The following is an 18,134-nucleotide window of genomic DNA, read 5'->3' on the forward strand; positions in this document are numbered from 1 at the left end:
GCCTGTCGAAGTGCACACGGACAACCGCGCCCTTCGACAAGCTCAGGGACCGGAAAGGGAGCTGAGGGACCGGAAGGGGAGCTCAGGAGCTGGAGTCGGGCTCAGACCGCCGTCGCGGTGAACTGCATCCGCGGGTTCGCGTAGAACTCCTGCGCCTCGACGAGCTGCAGCTCCCGCTGGCCCGAGCGGTACGTGAGCTCGACGAGGTCGAACACACTCGACGCCGTGCGCTCGAGGGCGAGCTTGGCGTCGCGCGTCTCGCCGTAGTGCGCGGCGAACAGGGCTGCCGTGACGTCGCCGGAACCGTTCGCCTTGAACGGCAGCAGCGGCGTCTGGACGATCCACCGACCGGCGTCGTCCACGACGAGCATCTCGATCGTCTCGGGGTCGCGGTCGGGACGCTCGACGCTCGTCACCAGGACGACCGACGGGCCCATCGCGCGCGCCAGCTCGACCGACGCGAGCGTGGACTCGAGCGATGCGGGCTCGGTGCCCGTGAGGAAGCCCAGCTCGAACTGGTTCGGCGTGATGATGTCGGCGTTCGGCACGACGCGGTCGCGCAGCAGGTCGGGGATCTCCGGGGCGACGAAGCAGCCGGACTTCGCGTTGCCCATGACCGGGTCGCACGCGTACAGCGCGTCGGGGTTCGCCGCCTTGACCCGCTGTACCGCGTCCACGATGACGTCGCCGATGCCGACGCCGCCCTGGTAGCCCGAGAGCACGACGTCGATCTGCGGGAACGCACCGCGCTCCTCGACACCGGTGATGACCTCGCCGACCTGCTCGGGCGAGATCAGGGGCCCGCGCCACGCGCCGTACCCGGTGTGGTTCGAGAAGTTCACCGTGTTGACCGGGATCACCTCGACGCCGATGCGCTGGAGGGGGAACACGGCCGCGGAGTTGCCGACGTGCCCGTAGGCCACGGCTGACTGGATGGAGAGGATCTTCACGATGTCGCAATCACGATGGGGAGGCCGCCGCGGACACTGCGTTCGTGGCGGGCATGGACGGTGCCTGCAAGGAGTCAACGATACTCTTCCGCCGCCTACAGAACCCACGTGCCGCGTCAACCCGGAGACGAGATCTCCACGCTGCCGGAATCCGCTCCTATGCTGATCGGATGACGACTCCTGAGAGCACGACCGCGCCGACCGACGCCACCGCCACGAAGGTCGCCGCCATCATCTACAACCCGGTGAAGGTCGACCTCGACGCACTCCGTGAATCGGTCGAGCGCTCGGCGTCCGACGCCGGATGGGCCGAGTCGCTCTGGTTCGAGACGTCCGTCGACGACGTCGGCCAGGGGGTCACCGCCGAGGCCATCGCAGCGGGCGTCGACCTCGTCATCGCGGCCGGCGGTGACGGCACCGTCCGCGCCGTCTCGGAGGGCCTCCGCGGCAGCGGCGTCCCGCTCGCCCTGCTCCCGTCGGGCACCGGCAACCTGCTCGCCCGGAACCTCGACCTCACGCTCAACGACCTGCCCGGCTCCGTCATCACGGCCTTCACCGGCACGGACAAGGCGATCGACCTCGGTGTCATCGACATCGAGCGCGCCGACCACTCCCGCGACCGCCATGTGTTCGTCGTCATGGCCGGCATGGGCATCGACGCGAAGATGATCAAGAACACCGACGACGACCTCAAGGCCAAGGCCGGTTGGGCCGCCTACGTCGATGCGATCGTGAAGTCGTTGCGCGACCCGGACGAGCTGCACCTGCGGTTCCGGATCGACGACGAGCCGCAGACGCGCGCGACCGTCCACACCGTCATCATCGGGAACTGCGGCTCGCTCCCGGCCAACATCCTCTTGTTGCCCGACGCGGTCGTCGATGACGGGCTGTTCGACCTCATGTTCATGCGTCCCGGCGGAATCCTCGGCTGGATCCGCATCTGGGCGAAGGTCGCCTGGGTGAACGGCGTCCTCCGCCGGACGAAGGCGGGCAAGGCCCTCGCCGGCAAGCAGAAGGACGACGGCGAGCTCCGCTACGGCACCGCGAAGCGCTTCGTCGCCCGCATGTCGAAGCCTGAGGAGATCGAGCTCGACGGCGACGGTTTCGGCAAGGCCGTCGCGATCAACACCTGGATCGAGCCCGGCGCCCTCACGGTCCGCGTTCCGGCTGCGGCGGAGTAGCTCGCGCCCTCTCAGTCGACTCTGGTCTGTGGGGTGACCCGTCGGGCCCAGAGCAGCACGGGGATCAGCAGGAGGGCGAGCACGCCGCCCGCGATCGACAGTGCACCGTAACCGACACCCGCCATCACGACGCCGGACATGACACCGGCTCCGGCACCGGCGAGCGCGATGAGGACGTCGAGCGTGCCCTGGGTGCGGGCGCGGTTGGCGGGCACGGTGTGGTCGACGACGAGCGCGGTGCCCGCGATGAGCCCGAAGTTCCAGCCGAGTCCGAGGAGCGCGAGCGCCAGGATGAGCAGGCCGAGCGAGTCCGCCGGCGCGAGGGCTCCCGTGACACCGGCGAGCAGGAGGGTCACGCCGGCGGCGATCGCCATCGGCGTGCGGCCGATGCGGTCGACCAGGACGCCGGTCACGAGCGAGGGGAGGTACATCGCGGCGATGTGGATCCCGATCACGAGCCCGACCTCGCCGAGGCCGTGGTGGTGGGCCCGCATGTGCACGGGGGTCATCGTCATGATGGCGACCATCGCGATCTGCGTGACCACCATGACCGCGGCGCCGACGTAGGCGCCGACGCCGGGACCCGGGCGTGCGGCGGTCGTCGGCGACACCTGCTTCGACCCCACCTGCTCCGCGGCGGTCCGCTCCACCTCCAGCTGCGCGAGCTCGGCGTCAAGACGGCGGGCGAGGAGGAACGGGTCGGGTCGGAGCAGCACGAGGAACGCCGTCCCGGCCGCGAGGTAGGCGATCGCGGCGAGGAGGAACGGCCCGGCGAGCGACGGCAGCCCGAGGCCGGTCGCGAACGATCCCAGCGGCTCGACGAGGTTGGGTCCGGCGACGGCGCCGAGTGTCGTCGACACCATCGCGACGCTGATCGCCGAACCACGTCGGGCCGGGGTCGCGAGGTCGGTGCCTGCGTAGCGGGCCTGCAGGTTCGTGGCGGTCCCGGCACCGTAGACGAACAGCGACACGAACAGTAGCGGCACCAGCGCCGTGGTGGCAGCCACGACCACGCCGATCGCGCCGACCCCGCCCGCGACGAACCCGATGCCGAGCCCGATCCGCCGGCCGAGGCGTTGCGTGACGCGGCCGACGAGGAACGCCGTGAGCGCGGACCCCAGGGTGAGGAGGGCGGCCGCGACGCCCGCGAGGCTCGTGCTCCCGAGGACGTCCTGCACGAGCAGCGCACCGACCGTCACGCCGGCGGCGAGGCCGGCTCCGCCGAGCACCTGGCTGATGACGACGACGGTGAGCGTCCGCCGCTGCACCCGCGCGCGTTCGGCGGTGATGCCCGCGATGGTAGCGGTGCTGCTCGTATCGGGCTCAGCGCTGTCGGTCATGCTCCGGCCGTCAGCGGCGCGTGGAGATGCGGCCGTAGGCGTCGACCGTGACGATGAGCGACTCGATCTTCCGGTTCACGACGCGGATGATCACGACGATGAGCCAGAGCCCGCCGGTGATGAGCGTGAGGACGAGGTTCCAGAACCACCCGATGCGCTTCTGTCGCTGCAGCACGGCCTGCTGGCCCTGCACCGACGACACCGTCCATCCGCGCGCGGCGTAGCGGGCGACTTCGGCGTTCAGGACGGCGGTGAGCTGCTCCATCGGGAGCGGAGTGGAAGAGGACATGCCTCGAATCTACCCGTCGCGGGCAACAGGCCCCTGAGCCCTGGGCTTCCCGGTCCCTGAGCCCTGGGCTTCCCGGTCCCTGAGCCCAACCACCACCGGTCCCTGAGCCCCCAACAGCGTCGGTCCCTGAGCCTGTCGAAGGGCGCTCTACGATCGATGCATGCGCATCCGTCTCGCCGAACCCGCCGACCTGCCTGGCGTCCTCGCCATCCACACCGACGCCGTCGCGAACGGTGTCGCGATCTGGACCGAGGTCACACCCGACCTCGCCGAGCGCGAGGCGTGGCTCGCCCGCCACCAGGAGCCGGGCCGGGTCGCGCTCGTCGCCATCGCCGACGGCCCCGACGACGCGCTCCCCGAGGGTGACGTCCTCGCCTACGGCAGTTACGGTCCGTACGCCGCGAAGGACGGGTACCGCCACACCGTCGAGAACTCCGTGTACGTGCACCCGGACGCACAGGGGCGCGGCCTCGGTAAGGCGCTCATGGTCGAGCTGCTGGAACGCGCCACGGCCGACGGCCACCACGTCATGCTCGCCCTCATCGAGGCCGAGAACACCGCATCGATCGCCCTGCACACGAAGCTCGGGTTCGAGCAGGTCGGCCTGCTGCCGGAGGTCGGGACGAAGTTCGGCCGCTGGCTCGACCTCGCCATCCTGCGCCGCACGCTCGCCTGAGCAGGATCTACGAACCCGAACGGGCGATCACGACCCGGGCGACCGCACCCGCAGCGAGTTCCACGGTGTGCGGCTCGGACGCGCCGGTCAGGACGACCTGGACCGGTGTCTCGCCGAGGTTGCCGAGGATCACGACGGTCTCGCCGGCGGCATCGACGGCGGCGATCGCGGTCACACCGGTCAACGAGACGGGTGGCCCGGCGACGGGCGACCCGGCACCGAGCGACATCCCGCCGATCTCGACCGCGACGCGTTGCCGTCCGCTGAGCTCGGCGATCCACTCGAGCGCACGGCCGGCAGCCGTGAGCGTCCCGTCGGCCGCGACGAGCCCACGCGGTCCGGTCGCCTCGAAGTACGACAGCGATTCGACACCGGAGACGGCCAGCGCCGCGACACTGCCGACGACCCAGGCGCCGAGTGCCTCGGCCGACTGCCGGTCGTCCGTCGCGCCGGGTACGTGCTCCGCGCCGAAGCCCGCGCGGAGTTCCGGGTCACGGGAGTCACCGGCGCTCGCCCGCGTGGTGGCGACCGCGTTGTAGCGGGCGCCGAGCGTGACCGGCCCGACGTGCAACGGGCGGCCGTCGGCGATCCTGACAGCGTCCGCCACGACGACCGCCTGCATGCCGAGCGACTCGACGAGCTGGTGCCCGCCGCGGTCGTGCATGAACGGCGTGATGCTGAACGCCACTGGGCCCGTCCAGCGCTCGAGGCGCGCGTGGTTGCGGTTGAGCTCCGTGAAGTGCGCGCGCGTGCCGCCGACGAGCTCGGGGTGCGGCGGGCCCTCGGCCCACAGGGTTCGCAGGACGTCGCCGAGCGCGGTCAGCAGCGTGACCTCCGAGAGGTGGGTGCGGCGATGGAACGCCCCGACGCGCACGACGGGCACGGTCGCGTCGCGGAGTCGCCGCAGCACCGGCTCGGCCTCCTCGCCCGTCCCGAGCACGAGTCGGAGGTCGAGGGGTCTGGTGCCGGCCTGGCGCACGGCTCGGTCGAGGATGGCCGGCCAGTCCTGGTTCGTCGGATCGATCTCCACGAGGATCCCGGTGATCGTTTCGGGGACCACCGCACCAGCGCGACCGCCATCGGGGTCGCTGGAGACCGAGGTCGAGATCGCCGGGACGACGCTGTCGAGTGGCGCGCCGATCCGCCCGTCGACAGGCTCAGGTACCGGGTCCTCTCGTTGCGCCGTGAACTCCGTCTCGGGCACGACGGTCACGGCGAGCGGCGTCGCCAGCGGGGCGTCGGCGGGCTCGGCAGCGTCGACCCGCGCACAGCTGACCTCGACGGACTGCTCGACGACGTCACCGACCGCCAGCGCGACGGGGAACGGCAACGAGAGCGGCGTCGAGTAGGTCTTGAACGAGGCGTCGGTCCAGTTGCGCTGGTCCTCCATCTCGAAGACGTCACCGCTGAAGCGGGCCGTGGTCGCGATGCGGTCGCCGGTCCAGGCGAGGGACTCGATGCGGATCGCCGGCTGATGCGGAGCGACGTGATCCGGGAGGCGCGTGGTCGTCGTGGAGCCCTCCGGGTGGCCGACGACGAGCTCGGTGCCGGCCAGGGTCGGCGACTGCAGCACGATGAGGCCGATGCGCGCCCGGCGGAACGCGGCGGTCACCTCGGCCCGGACGGCGACCCGCAGTGTCGACGCGCCGAGGTCGACCGACAGGGACCAGGCGACGACCTCGCCGCCGTCACCGGCGCGGCCGCGCAAGTGCAGGCCGCTCGTCGTGTGGTCGACCGCGTCGACGATGACGGGCAGCGTCTTCCAGTCCTGGTCGCGGACGACGAAGCGGATGCTGCGCAGCACGAGCTCGCCGTCGAAGGCGATGTCGTCCAGCTCCGACCCGCGGAGCGAGGCCGACCAGGGCCCCCGGCCGACAGCGAGGGCGTCGCGCTCGCGGTCGAGCAGGAGGTCGGATGCGACGCGGAAGGTGGTTCCCGAACGCGAGGTCATGATCGTCGGCTCAGAGGCTCGTCATGCCGCCGTCGACCCGGAAGGTCGCTCCGGTGGCGAAGCTCGACTCGTCGCTGGCGAGGTACACCATGATGCCCTCGACGTCCGAGGCCTGGCCGGGACGACCGAGCGGGATGCGCCCGACGATCGCGGCGCGGGACTCGGGGTCGCCGGAGATCGCGGTGACGAGCGGGGTCTCCGTGTAGCCGGGGACGACGGTGTTCACGCGGATGCCTTGATCGGCGTAGGCCGCGGCGACGGTCCGGCCGAGGCCGTGGATCCCGGCCTTCGTCGAGCTGTACGCCGTGAAGTCGGCGCCCTCGCCGTTGAGGCCGGTCGGGCTGCCCGTGAGGATGATCGAGCCGCCGCGTCCGAGCATGGCACGGACGGCGTGCTTCGTCGTGAGGAAGGTTCCGGTGAGGTTGATGTCGACCGTGCGCTGCCAGACCTCGAGGTCGAGGTCGGCGATCTTCGCGTCCTGGCCGAAGAGCTGCACGCCGGCGTTCGCGACGACGACGTCCGGGGTCTTGCCTGCTGCGTCCATGACCGCGAAGGCGGCCTCGACGCTCGCTTCGTCGGCGATGTCGAGTCGCACGGCGATGGCGGTCGGGAAGGCTGCCGCCGCATCGCGGGCGGCCTGGATGTCGCGGTCGGAGAAGACGACGGCGGCATCCTCCCGCGCGAACCGTTCGGCGACCGAACGTCCGATCCCCGATCCGGCACCCGTCACGAGCGCGGTCTTTCCTGCAAGTCGTCCAGTCATCGTCGCCTGTCTCTCGTGCGGTGTTGCGGGGGTGGTTTCGCGGGTGTCGCAGTGGCTGTCGCGGGGTGGTGCATCGGGTCGTCTGCAGCCTATCCGGCACAACCGGTTGACCGCATGCGACGTTCGCAACTCAGGACGACCGCGGCGCGCCGGCCCGGATCGGGGGTGGAGCGGGCCGACGCGCCGGGCACGTCCTGAATTGCGAACAGTCGGGGAAGCGGGTTACCGCGCGATCTTGTCGAGGTGGAGCATGGCGGCGAGGTTCTTGTCGAGCTCGTCGTCCTGGAAGACCTTCTTCCAGTCGTCCTTGATGATCGCGCTGCGGCCGTAGTCCATCGCGATGAGGCACGCGTCGGAGAACGGGTTGTCGCCCTTGAGCGAGTTCGCGAGGGCGACCTGCGTGTGGCCGAGGAGGATCGCACGAGCGGCCGGCTCCGGCACACCCATGGTGTTGACGGCCTCGTCGAGCGACTCCTTGAGGAGCGCACCGATCATGCAGGCGATCGTCTCCACGAGGGTCGGCTCGAGCTGCGCGAGCTGCTTGACCGTGACCCAGTGGACCTCACCGACGGGGGCGAAGATCGCCCGGACGACGGCCTCGACCTGCGCCTGCTTCTCGGCGTCGTCGGACTCGATCGCCGCGATGGCGTCCTGGAGGGCGGCGATGCCACCGAAGGTGTCCGCGTACTCCTCGGGCGTGTGGCGCTCGACGAAGACCGACGGGTGGCAGGGGTGCGTGACGGCCTGGATGACGTCGTCGCGACGCGTCAGCAGACCCGCGTACGCTGCGGCCGGGTCGAGCGTGAGGAGCACGGCGCCCGACTTCATGAGCGGGACGACGCCGGCGGACACGGCCTTGAGGGCGAGGTCCGGGACGGCGAGGATGACGACGTCGGCGTCGGTGACGGCCGCATCGGTCTCGGTGAGCTCGCGACCGGCCTCGGTCACGCGCTCCTGGCCGGCGGGCGAGACCTCGCTGTAGAAGACGGTGTGGCTGGTCTTCACGAGGTTGTTGGAGACGCGCATGCCCATCTTGCCGCCCGCGCCGATGACGGCGATGGTGAGCTGGTCCGCGACGGTGGTGGTGTCGGTCATGATCTTCCTTCTCTCAGGTACTGCAGGTTGTGTGCGGTCCACGTGCGCTCGAGCTCGATCGTCTCCGTGATGGAGTCGCCGAGCGGGAGCCAGTGTTCGATGATCTGGTTGACGCCGCGCTCGTCCGGTCGGACGACGGCGGTGAGGGCGGGGTAGTCGAGCAGGCCGGTGCCGAGCGGGGCGCCCTCGAGGGTGAAGCCGACCCAGCCGCCCCGGCGGGTGAACGCGAAGTCCTTGACGTGGATGTTGCGGACGTACGGAGCGGTGCGCTCGATGACGTCACTCGGGTGCTCGAGCCGGGCCACGGTGTTGGCGGGGTCGAGGCAGATGCCGAGCTTCGGGTGGTCGACGGCGCTCACGAGGTCGACGAGCTCCTGCGACGACAGCTGCTCGTAGGTCTCGAGCGCGATCGTCACGCCGGCCGCTTCGAACGCCGGGAGCACCGCGCGGAGTCGATCGACGGCGTCCGCGTGGGACGGCCGGTCGTCGCCCGACGTGACCATGCTGCGCAGGAGCTTCGCGCCCAGCACGGTGGCGATGTGGAGGAAGCGTTCGAGGTGCGCGACCGCGATCCCCTTCGTCCCGAGTTCGAGCGTGACCCCACGCTCGCGCGCGACCTCGGCGATCTGGCGCAGCTCATCGTCGGACATCGCCTCGATGCGGGCGTCGTCGCAGATCTGGAAGAGCTCGACGCCGGCGTCGGCCGTGCGCTCGATCATGCCGATGACGCTCAAGCGCTCGAGTGCGAGCTCGGAGCCCTCCCAGAAGAAGGTGTAGGTGCCGAAGCCGATCATGCGCGGGCCGCCTCGTCGAGCACGGCCTCGAGCGCCGCGACGTCGTGGGCGAAGCGTCCGAGGAACACGCCGTCGACGTCGTCACCGAGGGCGGTCAGCAGACCGGGACCCGCACTGCCGCCGTAGATGACGGAACTACCGACCCGGTCGGGACGCTCGGCGATCGATTGTTTCAGGATCGCGCCGACGGCTCGCACGTACTCGGCAGACGCGGGTTCAGCCGCACCGATCGCCCACACGGGCTCGTAAGCGACGATCACCGGCCCCGCCACAGCATCGGCGAGCGCGGAGTCCAGCTGGCGCACGCACTCCGTCGCAGCCGCCTCGGGCGTCGTGCGCTCGACCTCGCCGATGCAGAGGACCGGCGAGAGGCCGTTGCGGAGGGCCGCGGCGGTCTTCTCGGCGACGACCTCGTCGGTCTCGCCGAAGAGGGAGCGGCGCTCGGCGTGGCCGACCTCGACCACGGCGACGCCGACCTCGGCGAGCTCGGGGCCGCCGACCTCACCGGTGAACGCGCCACGGTCCGCGCTCGCGAGGTCCTGTGCACCGACCAGCACGCCCGTCCCGGCGAGGGCCGCCACCGACGGCGCGACCGCGAGGTAGCCGGGGATGACGAACAATCGCACGCGACCATCGACCACGGCTTCGTGCCGACGGGCCAAGGCGCCCACCTGCTCGATCCACTCGAGGGTCTGCGCGTGGCCGAAGTACATCTTCAGGCTCACGCCGACCACGCGGGGCGCGGTCGACGTGGGCACGGCCGACGGGGACGGGGTGGTCATCAGCAGGAGCCCGTCGCCTCGTACTCACCGATGACGGCGACCTTCTCGGCGCTCGCGCTGGTCTCGTCGAAGCGGTAGGTGAGCCACTCGCGGACGAGGCGGCGGGCGAGCTCGATGCCGATGACGCGCTGGCCCATCGTCAGGACCTGCGCGTTGTTGCTGAGGACACCGCGCTCGACCGAGAAGCTGTCGTGTGCCGTGACGGCGCGGATGCCGGCGACCTTGTTGGCGGCGATCGCGACGCCCAGGCCGGTGCCGCAGAAGAGGAGCGCGCGGTCGGCCTGGCCGGACGCGACGAGTTCCGCAGCGGCGATCGCGACGCGCGGGTAAGCGGTGTGACCATCGGCGTCCACGCCCACGTCGACGAGCGAGGCGACGCCGTCGTGCTGCTCGAGGTCGCGCTTGACGATCTCCTTGTAGTCGAACCCGGCGTCATCCGAGCCGATGACGATGCGCAGCTGATCGGTCATGCGTGTACTCCTTCGTTGGTGGTGGTGCTGGTGGAGCCGTCCGGCGTAGTGGTGCCGGCGGCGCGCTCGAGGACGGGGACGATCGCCGTGACGATCAGGCCGAACGAGTAGGCACCGGCGTCGACGGTACCGAGGCTCTTCTCCGCGTGCGGACGGGCGCGGCCCATCTTCGGCAGGAGGTCCGCGGTCTCAGCGGCAGCGGTGGAGGCAGCCGCAGCGGCGGTCCTCCAGGCAGTGACGAGGTCGGAACCGTCGGCGACGGCTGCACGCAACGTGGTGGTGAACGGCACGAGCGCGTCGACCATCGTCTTCTGTCCGACCTCGGCCTTGCCGAACGACATGATGCCGTCGACCGCGGCCTGCACGCCGGTCGCGACGTCGGTGCGGCCTGGTGCGACCTCGTCGCCGAGGGCGGTTCCGACCGAGCGGAGGGCGAGGCCCCACAGGGCGCCGGACGTGCCGCCGGCGCGGTCCGCCCAGGCGTCGCCGGCCAGGTGCAGGACGGTGTGGGCACCGGCCCCGGCATCGGCGGCGGCGTGTGCGGCGGTGACGGCGGCACGAGCACCGCGCTGCATGCCGATGCCGTGGTCGCCGTCACCCGCGACGGCGTCGATCCGTCCGAGCTCCTCGACGTTCGTGTCGATGACCTGGACCAGCGCGTCGAGGGCCTCGACCACGACCGCGGCGGCGGCCCGTGACTCGTCAGTGGACTCGGGGATCTCGGCAGCCGTCTCGGCGACGAGCTCCGAGGGGTCGAGCTGCTCGGCCCCTGCGACGGCGCCCTTGCGGTAGGCGGGGGTGTCGGCACCGGCAGCCCAGAAGCCCTCGAGTTCCTCGTCCAACCAGAAGAGCGTGAGCGAGACGCCGGCCATGTCGAAGCTCGTGACGAGCTCGCCGACCTCGGGATCGACGACCTCGACGCCCGCGGCTTCCAGCTGGGCCGCGACGGCGCGGTAGACGACGAAGAGCTCCTCGTACTTGACGGAGCCGAGGCCGTTGAGGATGACCCCGACGCGCGCGCCCGTGGCCTCGGAGACGCCCTCGGGCAGTTCCGCGAGCAGCGAGGAGACGAGCAGCGAGGCGAGCTCATCGGCCGTCGGCACGTCTGTCTCGTCGATACCGGGCTCGCCGTGGATGCCCATCCCGACCGCCATGCGGCGCTCGGGCACGGTGAACAGCGGCTCGGTCGCGCCCGGCAGGGTGCAGCCGCTGAAGGCGACACCGAAGGACCGGGTGCGCTCGTTCGCGTGGGTGGCGACGCGGACGACCTCGTCGAGGTCGTAGCCCGCCTCGGCCGCGGCGGCGGCGGACTTGAAGACGGTGAGGTCGCCCGCGATACCGCGACGCTTGTGCTTCTCGGCGAGGGGCGCGCTCGAGATGTCGTCGGTGACGGCGACGCTGCGGGTGGGGATGCCCGCCGCGTTCAGCGCGTCCTGCGCCTGGGTGAAGTGGAGCACGTCACCCGCGTAGTTGCCGTAGCTCAGGAGGACGCCGCCGCCACGCTGCGCGGCCTTCGCGACCGACTCGACCTGGTGGGCGGACGGCGACGCGAACAGGTTGCCCATCGCCGCACCGTGCGCGAGCCCCTGGCCGACGATGCCGCCGAACGCCGGGTAGTGGCCGGAGCCACCGCCGATGACGAGCGCGACCGTGCCCTCGGGCGTCCGGGTGCTCCGGACGACGCCGCCGGTCACGCGCCGGACCTGGTTGCGGTTCGCGGCGACGAAGCCGTCGATCATCTCGTCGGCGAAGTCCGCCGGATCGTTGAAGAGGCGCGTCATCGGGTCTTACCGGTGAGGTCGTCGTGCGAGACGCGCAGCTCGCGAGAGCTCCGCTGCTTCGAGAGGATCACCATGAGCGTGGCGGAGATCATCATGAAGCCACCGACGATGAACATCGGGACGACGTACTGCGGGGTGTCGCCGACCTTGGTGAGGTCCGCGACGGCACCGGTGATGTACGGCGCCGAGAACCCGGCGAGGTTGCCGACCGTGTTGATGAGTGCGATGCCGGCAGCCGCTGCCGCACCGGTGAGGAACTGCGTGGGCAGCGTCCAGAAGTTCGGCAGCGCGGCGAAGATCGCCATGGCGGTGACCGCGATGATCGCGATGGTGAGGGCGGGCGAGTTGGCGAAGAGCGCGAGCGGGATGCTCACGGCGCCGACGATCGCGGGGATCACGATGTGCCAGGTCTTCAGACCACGACGCGTCGCGTCACGAGACCAGAAGTACAGGGCGATGGCGGCCGGCACGTATGGGATGGCCGTGATGAGGCCCTTCTGCATGACGTTGAACTCGGTTCCGAACGTCTCCTGGAAGCCCTCGATGATCGTGGGGAGGAAGAAGCCGAGCGCGTAGAGGCCGTAGATGAAGCCGAAGTAGATGAACGCGAGCATCCAGACGCGACCGCTCGTGAACGCGTGCTTGAGGCTGACGTGGCCCTGCTTCTGCTCGGTGGTGGCCTTCTCGTGTGCGAGGGCCGCCGTGAGCCAGACCTGCTCCTCGGTGGTGAGCCACTTGGCGTCCGCGGGGCGGTCCTTCAGGTAGAACCAGGCGATGACTCCGATGAGGATGGCCGGGAGACCGACGCCGAGGAACATGAAGCGCCAGCCCTCGAGACCGAAGAACACGCCGTGCTGGCCGATGAGCCACCCGGCGAGGGGTGCGCCGATGACGGTGGTGAGCGGCTGCGCCAGGTAGAAGAGGGCGAGGATCTTGCTGCGGTGCTTGGCCGGGACCCAGAGGCTCAGGAAGAGGATCGCGCCGGGGAAGAAGCCGGCTTCGGCCACACCGAGCACGAAGCGGAGGATCGCGAGCTGCTCGAAGTTGGCGACCCAGGTGAACAGGACCGCGACGATGCCCCAGGTGACCATGATGCGGGCGAGCCAGCGGCGGGCACCGAACTTGTTGAGCGCGAGGTTGCTGGGCACCTCGAGCAGGATGTAGCCGATGAAGAAGACGCCGGACGCGAAGCCGAACTGGGCGGCGGAGAGCGCGAGGTCCTCGTTCATGCCGTTGGGGGCGGCGAAGCCGATCGCGGTGCGGTCCAGGTAGTTGATGAAGAACATCAGCGCCACGAACGGCACGAGACGGATCGAGACCTTCCGGATGGCTGATCGCTCGACAGCCGGATTGGCCGCGGGGGCGGTGGTGTCCACTATGACTCCTCGGGTGGGCGGCATCGATGCCGCGGGCAGGGCGTGGTCCGGGCCGGACCGGAATGAACGATACATCAACCGGTTGACCAATTCAAGCGATCCACGAGTCGCGGCAACACGGTTGGTCGGCCCCCTTGATATTTTGAGACTAAGACTTTAGATTTCAAAGGCGAGTACCGCGCTCGCGCCTACCCAAGGATGTGAACCATGGTCAAGTCTTCGATCCTCGCTCCGAAGCCCAACAAGGTCTTCGTCGGTCGCCAGTCCAAGCAGAGCTACGGCCCGGCCCAGTAGTCCCCAACGGGCGCGCCGCACTGGCGCGCCCGTTGCATCCTTCCGACTTCCAATGAGAGGCGCAGTGGACGAGACGGTACGAGAGGTCTACCGAGATCTCTGCAAGATCTTCAACCTTCCGGCGGTGATACCACCCCCGACACATGAGACGACGCCAGTCGTCCGAGGAGCGGCCGAGGCAAAGCGTTTTCGAGGCGAAACGGATGTAGTCATGGTCGTGCCCACCACGACGAATCGGTTGACAGTCGCACTCGTCGAAAGCGACTGGCGCTCCGGGTGCCCGGACTGTGTGCTTGGCCGTGTCGCGGGCATCGGTTACTTCTACGAGGGTCTGGAATCAGAGGTCTTCGATGAGCACAAGTCCGCTCGTGCCATCGCCGCGCTGTTCTCTGTCCATGGCCTGGCCCTATCGATGACGGGGATGTACGACCCTCAGAACTGGTCGCTCATGACGCCGCTGCCGTTCTGCGAGACGTGTCGCGGGTCAGAGCGGAGTGTTCGTAATTTTGTCCTCCCGAATGTCGGGCTCAAGCGGGCCGCGCCCCTGATTTCAGCGGAGCAGTCCGACCATATGCGCTCGATCGGACCGGAACACTTCGTCACCGAGAATCGGGCCGCATTCGGATTCACTTCCATCATCGGCAATCCGGTCACTGTCGAGACACAGTCAGCAGCCGCGCTGATGAACGGGCCCGTGATGATGACCATGAACCCCGAACATCACGAGGTCGCCGGCGGAAAGGGCTCAACGTTCGAACAAGCATTGGCGAGCTGCTTGGGCGAAGGACTTGAAAGATACTTCCTCACTGGTGTTGTGAAGCCACGAACGATCATCACCGCCGCAACGGGGTTCGACGGACACTTCGCCGACCCCCACATCGATTTCGGCTATCCTGCGATCGATACAGCCGATTCGATCGAGCAGTACGTTCCCGAAATGCCCATCGAGTGGGTAGGGGGCGAAGAACTCCCCTTCGGACGAGCGACATGGGTTCCTGCAAACCTTGTCTACTGCCCCTACGTGGCACGTGACGGCGCAAGCGTCTTCTCGACCACTAGCACGAACGGCGCGGCTGCTGGACGAACGGTGGATGACGCAACCACTCAATCTCTTCTCGAGTTGATTGAGCGTGACGCGTTCTGGTACTACGCCAGAACGGGGACTGTCCCTCCATCCATCCCCGAGAGCAGTATCCCGCGGGATCTTCGTGACTCGATGGAAACCCAAGACGGAATCTTCACCGTTCAGTTCCTCGAGAACCCTTTCAACCTGCCTGTCGTCCAGGTCTCATTCGCAAGCGGCGGACGCCACGCTACCCGGACCGCTCGCGGAACGGGCGCGTCCTTCTCCCTCGAACTCGCGCTCCGTCGCGCTCACAGCGAGTGCATACAGATGCTTGAATCCCTTGACAGCGGCCTCGCCGTCGAGCCGTCCGCGACTGATATGCGCCACCTCTGGTTCACCGGCAAGGCACGAGCCACTTTTCCGCAATTCTTCACGACATCAGGTCAAGCCGCCTTGGGGCGCTTGCCCCGGATCGAGTCGAGTCGCCAGTTGCGCGAGCACATCGTTCAAGCAGCACTATCTCAAAACCTGCGACTCTTCCGTGTCGTGCTCATCGAAGGCGAGGCGTTCGCGGTCGTGAGGACCCTGATGTCCAGCATCTCGGCCATGGATACCACCTATACGAGGCGGAACGACCGCTTTGCACAGATCGCCGCAATGCTCCGACACCCCGAACCACGCGTGGAATACGCTGGTTCCCTCTTCATGTGAGTCGCCATGAGACGTGCCTATGGTTTCATAGTCCTCTCGGCTGCTGGGGTCGCCTGTTTCAGCGTTGTCGACGTGGTGTACTTCCAGACTCTCGGCTACAGCCTCGCCTTCATCGGTCTCATGGCTGCGGCGTTCAATCTCGCTGTTACCGCGACTGAGCTACCCTTCGCCATCCTGTTCGACCGATACTCGAACAAACTCGCGCTTCAGGTCGGAAATCTTGCGCGCATCGGGGCGTTCGCGCTGTTCTTCTGGAGCGTCGACCCGCAGATGCTTCTGCTCGCGCAGGTCATCGCAGGAATCGCTGTGGCCGCCGCGAGTGGCACATCGAACGCTCTGGTGATCAACCAGGTCAGCGCATCAGTCGACGACACTGGAGCCACCAGAGCATTCGGGCGCATCACGTATCTGGTGGCTGGCGCCAGCTTGGTCGGCGGCATCGTCGGAATCTGTCTGTACACGTTGATTCCTCGAACCATCTGGCTCGCAGCGATCGGCTTCTATCTCGCGGCCGCCGTCATCATCCTGGGGTTCGACGACACTCGAGCCGCAGTCGAGAAGATTCCGTGGCGGACGTACTCGAACAGGGCGTTCTCGGTCGTGCGCATGAGATCGACGGTCGTGTTGATTCTTGTCAATGCCAGCGCAGTGGCTCCATTCCTCATCTGGCAGATCAAGTTCAATCAGGTCTCCGTCAGCTTCATCTTGCTCGGCTTCTTACTCATGAACGGAGCGCGCCTGATCGCACCTCTCGTTCTGCAACGTGTTCCGGTGAAGACCCGTTCAATTGGGCTCGCTGCGTCGTGCAACGCCCTGGCCGCGGGCCTGTTCGCTGTTTCCTCGGACTCTGTCTCCCTAGCGATGACGTTCGCTCTCCATGTCCTCCTCCACACGGTCCTGATTGTGCTCGCCTCTGGGCAGTTCCATTCCCTCGTCACCAATGAGATCCGAGCCACGGCCAGCTCGATCGTCTCGTTGCTCGACTCACTCGTCGTCGCACTTGTCGCTCCGCTGATCGGATGGATCGGGCAGAGTGCAGGCCTCACCCCTGCCGTCGGCATGTCCTGCATCCTGTACGTCGCGATCGCCGTACTGGCCCGCCGCAAGCGATCGACCCAAGTAACGGCGACCGCGCCCGAGCCTCAACAAGCACCGAACCTCGGAACGGAACCACATGCCTGACGCGGACAGCAACATGTTGGATTGGCGGCCGCTCATCGCCGCCATCGCCCATGACGACACACGAACCGTGTTCGCACAGATCGTCCTCGGAGAGAGACCAGATCTCGGCGACTCACTGCGGAGGATCCGAGCCACCGAACGCTGTGTGGACACCCTCCGCCGCGCGGGCGTCCTCGATTCGGAGGGAGCGGTGGACGGTGGCTTCCTCCGAAGGATTCTGGTCACCTCGGCGCCACCGAAGGCGACTGGGGTCGAGAGGTTCCTCTCGAGTGGGCGCATCGTCCAGTATCCGGCGAACCCCGACGAGCGCGCCCGCTTGCTCGAGTACGTGGCGTCCCATGCGCTGCAACCGGGCGAGGTCATCAACGAGCAGGAGATGAATGAAAGGCTCCGCGCCTTCCACCCCGACGTGGCTGCGCTCCGCCGCTACCTCGTCGACTTCGAGTTTGTCGAGCGCACCAGCTCCGGCACCGAGTATGCCCTCGTCACCGACCATACCGAGTGATGACCCCCTCGCCGGCCGCGAGAACCGCTGTACTGACAGGCTCAGAGGACCGGGCGAGGTCTCGATCCCGAAGACCATCGAGGGCCATCCGCGGACGACGACCGCCCGGTTCGAAGCGGTCAGGAAGCAGGGGCGGCAGGCCGCCGCGATACAGTGAACCCATGCCTGCGTTCCCGGATCGGCCGACCGACGACATCTCGTCCAGCCTCGGACCGGTCGCCGTGGGATCCGCCGTCTCCGCCGTCGCGAAGCGCCTGCTCGACCACTTCACGAGCGGCGACATCGCACCCGGCACCAGGCTCCCCCCGGAACGCCAGCTCGCCGCGTCTCTCGGCATCGGGCGCTCAGCCGTCCGCGAGGCCCTCGCGGCGCTCGAGATCCTCGGCGTCGTCGACGTCCGCCCGGGCAGCGGCACCTACCTCCGCGGCAGTGTCTCCGAGCTCCTCCCCGAGACGCTCAGCTGGGGCCTCATGCTCGGCGAACCACGGACCCGCGAACTCATCGAGGTGCGCGGGCAGCTCGAGGTCTTCGCCGCCGGCCTCGCCGCGACGCGCATGGACGACATGGCGCGCAACCGGCTCCGCAACCACCTCACCGCGATGAGCGAGGCGGGTGCCAACCGCACCAAGTTCATCGAAGCCGACCTCAAGTTCCACCTGGAGCTCGCCTCGGCCACCGGCAACCGCGTGCTGTCCGACCTCCTGCAGAGCATCCGCTCGCTGCTCCGCATCTGGGTGGAGCGCGGCATCCACGAGGACGTCGACGCACAGCGCGCCTTCGAGGAGCACGAGGCCGTCTACGAGGCGATCATGTCGGGCGACCCCGCCGCGGCCACGGCCGCGATGCAGCACCACATGGACACCGCGACCGAGCGCCTGAACCGCACCCTCACGGCGTAGCACTTCGACAGGCTCAGTGACCGGGGTTC

17 protein-coding genes are annotated in these 18,134 nt (G+C 68.6%); 6 read left to right on the forward strand and 11 right to left on the reverse strand.

The window, feature by feature from the left end; genetic code table 11:
- Positions 1-101 precede the first annotated feature (101 nt).
- Entirely contained in the window at positions 102-950 is an 849-nt protein-coding gene (pdxY, locus tag ACQ3HE_RS10600; protein ID WP_079704522.1) for a pyridoxal kinase PdxY, read from the reverse strand.
- A 170-nt stretch (positions 951-1,120) separates the two neighbouring features.
- Between pdxY and ACQ3HE_RS10605 the strand changes: the two genes are divergently transcribed.
- Positions 1,121-2,131 (forward strand): diacylglycerol/lipid kinase family protein, encoded by a 1,011-nt coding sequence (locus ACQ3HE_RS10605; protein ID WP_430892668.1) that lies wholly within the window; start codon positions 1,121-1,123, stop codon positions 2,129-2,131.
- Positions 2,132-2,142: 11 nt separating this feature from the next.
- On the opposite strand, the gene ACQ3HE_RS10610 is transcribed toward ACQ3HE_RS10605, so the two are convergent.
- Both ACQ3HE_RS10610 and ACQ3HE_RS10615 read right to left on the reverse strand, forming a co-directional pair.
- A complete protein-coding gene (locus ACQ3HE_RS10610; RefSeq protein WP_430892670.1) occupies positions 2,143-3,471 on the reverse strand; it encodes an MFS transporter in 1,329 nt (442 codons plus the stop codon).
- A gap of 10 nt (positions 3,472-3,481) precedes the next feature.
- Complete coding sequence (locus tag ACQ3HE_RS10615; RefSeq protein WP_430892672.1) at positions 3,482-3,760, reverse strand: hypothetical protein; 279 nt, start codon at positions 3,758-3,760, stop codon at positions 3,482-3,484.
- A 160-nt stretch (positions 3,761-3,920) separates the two neighbouring features.
- Between ACQ3HE_RS10615 and ACQ3HE_RS10620 the strand changes: the two genes are divergently transcribed.
- Positions 3,921-4,436: a GNAT family N-acetyltransferase gene (locus ACQ3HE_RS10620; RefSeq protein ID WP_079704517.1), complete on the forward strand. Its 516-nt coding sequence runs from the start codon at positions 3,921-3,923 to the stop codon at positions 4,434-4,436.
- A gap of 7 nt (positions 4,437-4,443) precedes the next feature.
- On the opposite strand, the gene ACQ3HE_RS10625 is transcribed toward ACQ3HE_RS10620, so the two are convergent.
- The 8 genes from ACQ3HE_RS10625 to ACQ3HE_RS10660 form a co-directional block, all read right to left on the reverse strand.
- On the reverse strand, positions 4,444-6,387 hold the full coding sequence (locus ACQ3HE_RS10625) for a D-apionate lactonase family protein (RefSeq protein WP_430892674.1): 1,944 nt from the start codon (positions 6,385-6,387) through the stop codon (positions 4,444-4,446).
- Between the two features lie 10 nt (positions 6,388-6,397).
- Positions 6,398-7,150: an SDR family NAD(P)-dependent oxidoreductase gene (locus ACQ3HE_RS10630; protein WP_430892676.1), complete on the reverse strand. Its 753-nt coding sequence runs from the start codon at positions 7,148-7,150 to the stop codon at positions 6,398-6,400.
- A 222-nt stretch (positions 7,151-7,372) separates the two neighbouring features.
- Complete coding sequence (locus ACQ3HE_RS10635; RefSeq protein WP_430892678.1) at positions 7,373-8,245, reverse strand: phosphogluconate dehydrogenase C-terminal domain-containing protein; 873 nt, start codon at positions 8,243-8,245, stop codon at positions 7,373-7,375.
- Entirely contained in the window at positions 8,242-9,039 is a 798-nt protein-coding gene (locus ACQ3HE_RS10640; protein WP_430892680.1) for a sugar phosphate isomerase/epimerase family protein, read from the reverse strand. Before ACQ3HE_RS10640 ends, ACQ3HE_RS10635 begins: the two co-directional genes overlap by 4 nt.
- On the reverse strand, positions 9,036-9,821 hold the full coding sequence (locus tag ACQ3HE_RS10645; RefSeq protein WP_430892682.1) for a triose-phosphate isomerase family protein: 786 nt from the start codon (positions 9,819-9,821) through the stop codon (positions 9,036-9,038). The genes ACQ3HE_RS10640 and ACQ3HE_RS10645 overlap by 4 nt, the downstream gene beginning before the upstream one ends.
- Positions 9,821-10,291, reverse strand: coding sequence for a ribose-5-phosphate isomerase (locus ACQ3HE_RS10650; RefSeq protein WP_064295405.1), 471 nt, complete (start codon positions 10,289-10,291; stop codon positions 9,821-9,823). The genes ACQ3HE_RS10645 and ACQ3HE_RS10650 overlap by 1 nt, the downstream gene beginning before the upstream one ends.
- A complete protein-coding gene (locus ACQ3HE_RS10655) occupies positions 10,288-12,072 on the reverse strand; it encodes a dihydroxyacetone kinase family protein (protein WP_430892684.1) in 1,785 nt (594 codons plus the stop codon). Before ACQ3HE_RS10655 ends, ACQ3HE_RS10650 begins: the two co-directional genes overlap by 4 nt.
- A complete protein-coding gene (locus tag ACQ3HE_RS10660) occupies positions 12,069-13,448 on the reverse strand; it encodes an MFS transporter (RefSeq protein ID WP_229940051.1) in 1,380 nt (459 codons plus the stop codon). Before ACQ3HE_RS10660 ends, ACQ3HE_RS10655 begins: the two co-directional genes overlap by 4 nt.
- Before the next feature lie 358 nt (positions 13,449-13,806).
- On the opposite strand from ACQ3HE_RS10660, the gene ACQ3HE_RS10665 reads away from it, so the two are divergent.
- The 4 genes from ACQ3HE_RS10665 (at position 13,807) to ACQ3HE_RS10680 (ending at position 18,105) form a co-directional block, all read left to right on the forward strand.
- Complete coding sequence (locus tag ACQ3HE_RS10665; protein WP_430892685.1) at positions 13,807-15,519, forward strand: YcaO-like family protein; 1,713 nt, start codon at positions 13,807-13,809, stop codon at positions 15,517-15,519.
- A 6-nt stretch (positions 15,520-15,525) separates the two neighbouring features.
- Positions 15,526-16,701, forward strand: coding sequence for an MFS transporter (locus ACQ3HE_RS10670; RefSeq protein WP_430892687.1), 1,176 nt, complete (start codon positions 15,526-15,528; stop codon positions 16,699-16,701).
- Complete coding sequence (locus ACQ3HE_RS10675) at positions 16,694-17,206, forward strand: DUF2087 domain-containing protein (RefSeq protein ID WP_430892689.1); 513 nt, start codon at positions 16,694-16,696, stop codon at positions 17,204-17,206. Before ACQ3HE_RS10670 ends, ACQ3HE_RS10675 begins: the two co-directional genes overlap by 8 nt.
- Positions 17,207-17,367: 161 nt before the next feature.
- Positions 17,368-18,105 (forward strand): FadR/GntR family transcriptional regulator, encoded by a 738-nt coding sequence (locus tag ACQ3HE_RS10680; protein ID WP_159876820.1) that lies wholly within the window; start codon positions 17,368-17,370, stop codon positions 18,103-18,105.
- Positions 18,106-18,134 lie beyond the last annotated feature (29 nt).

Origin of the sequence: Plantibacter auratus (assembly GCF_050587365.1) — a bacterium.
In the GTDB taxonomy this organism is placed as follows: domain Bacteria; phylum Actinomycetota; class Actinomycetes; order Actinomycetales; family Microbacteriaceae; genus Plantibacter; species Plantibacter auratus.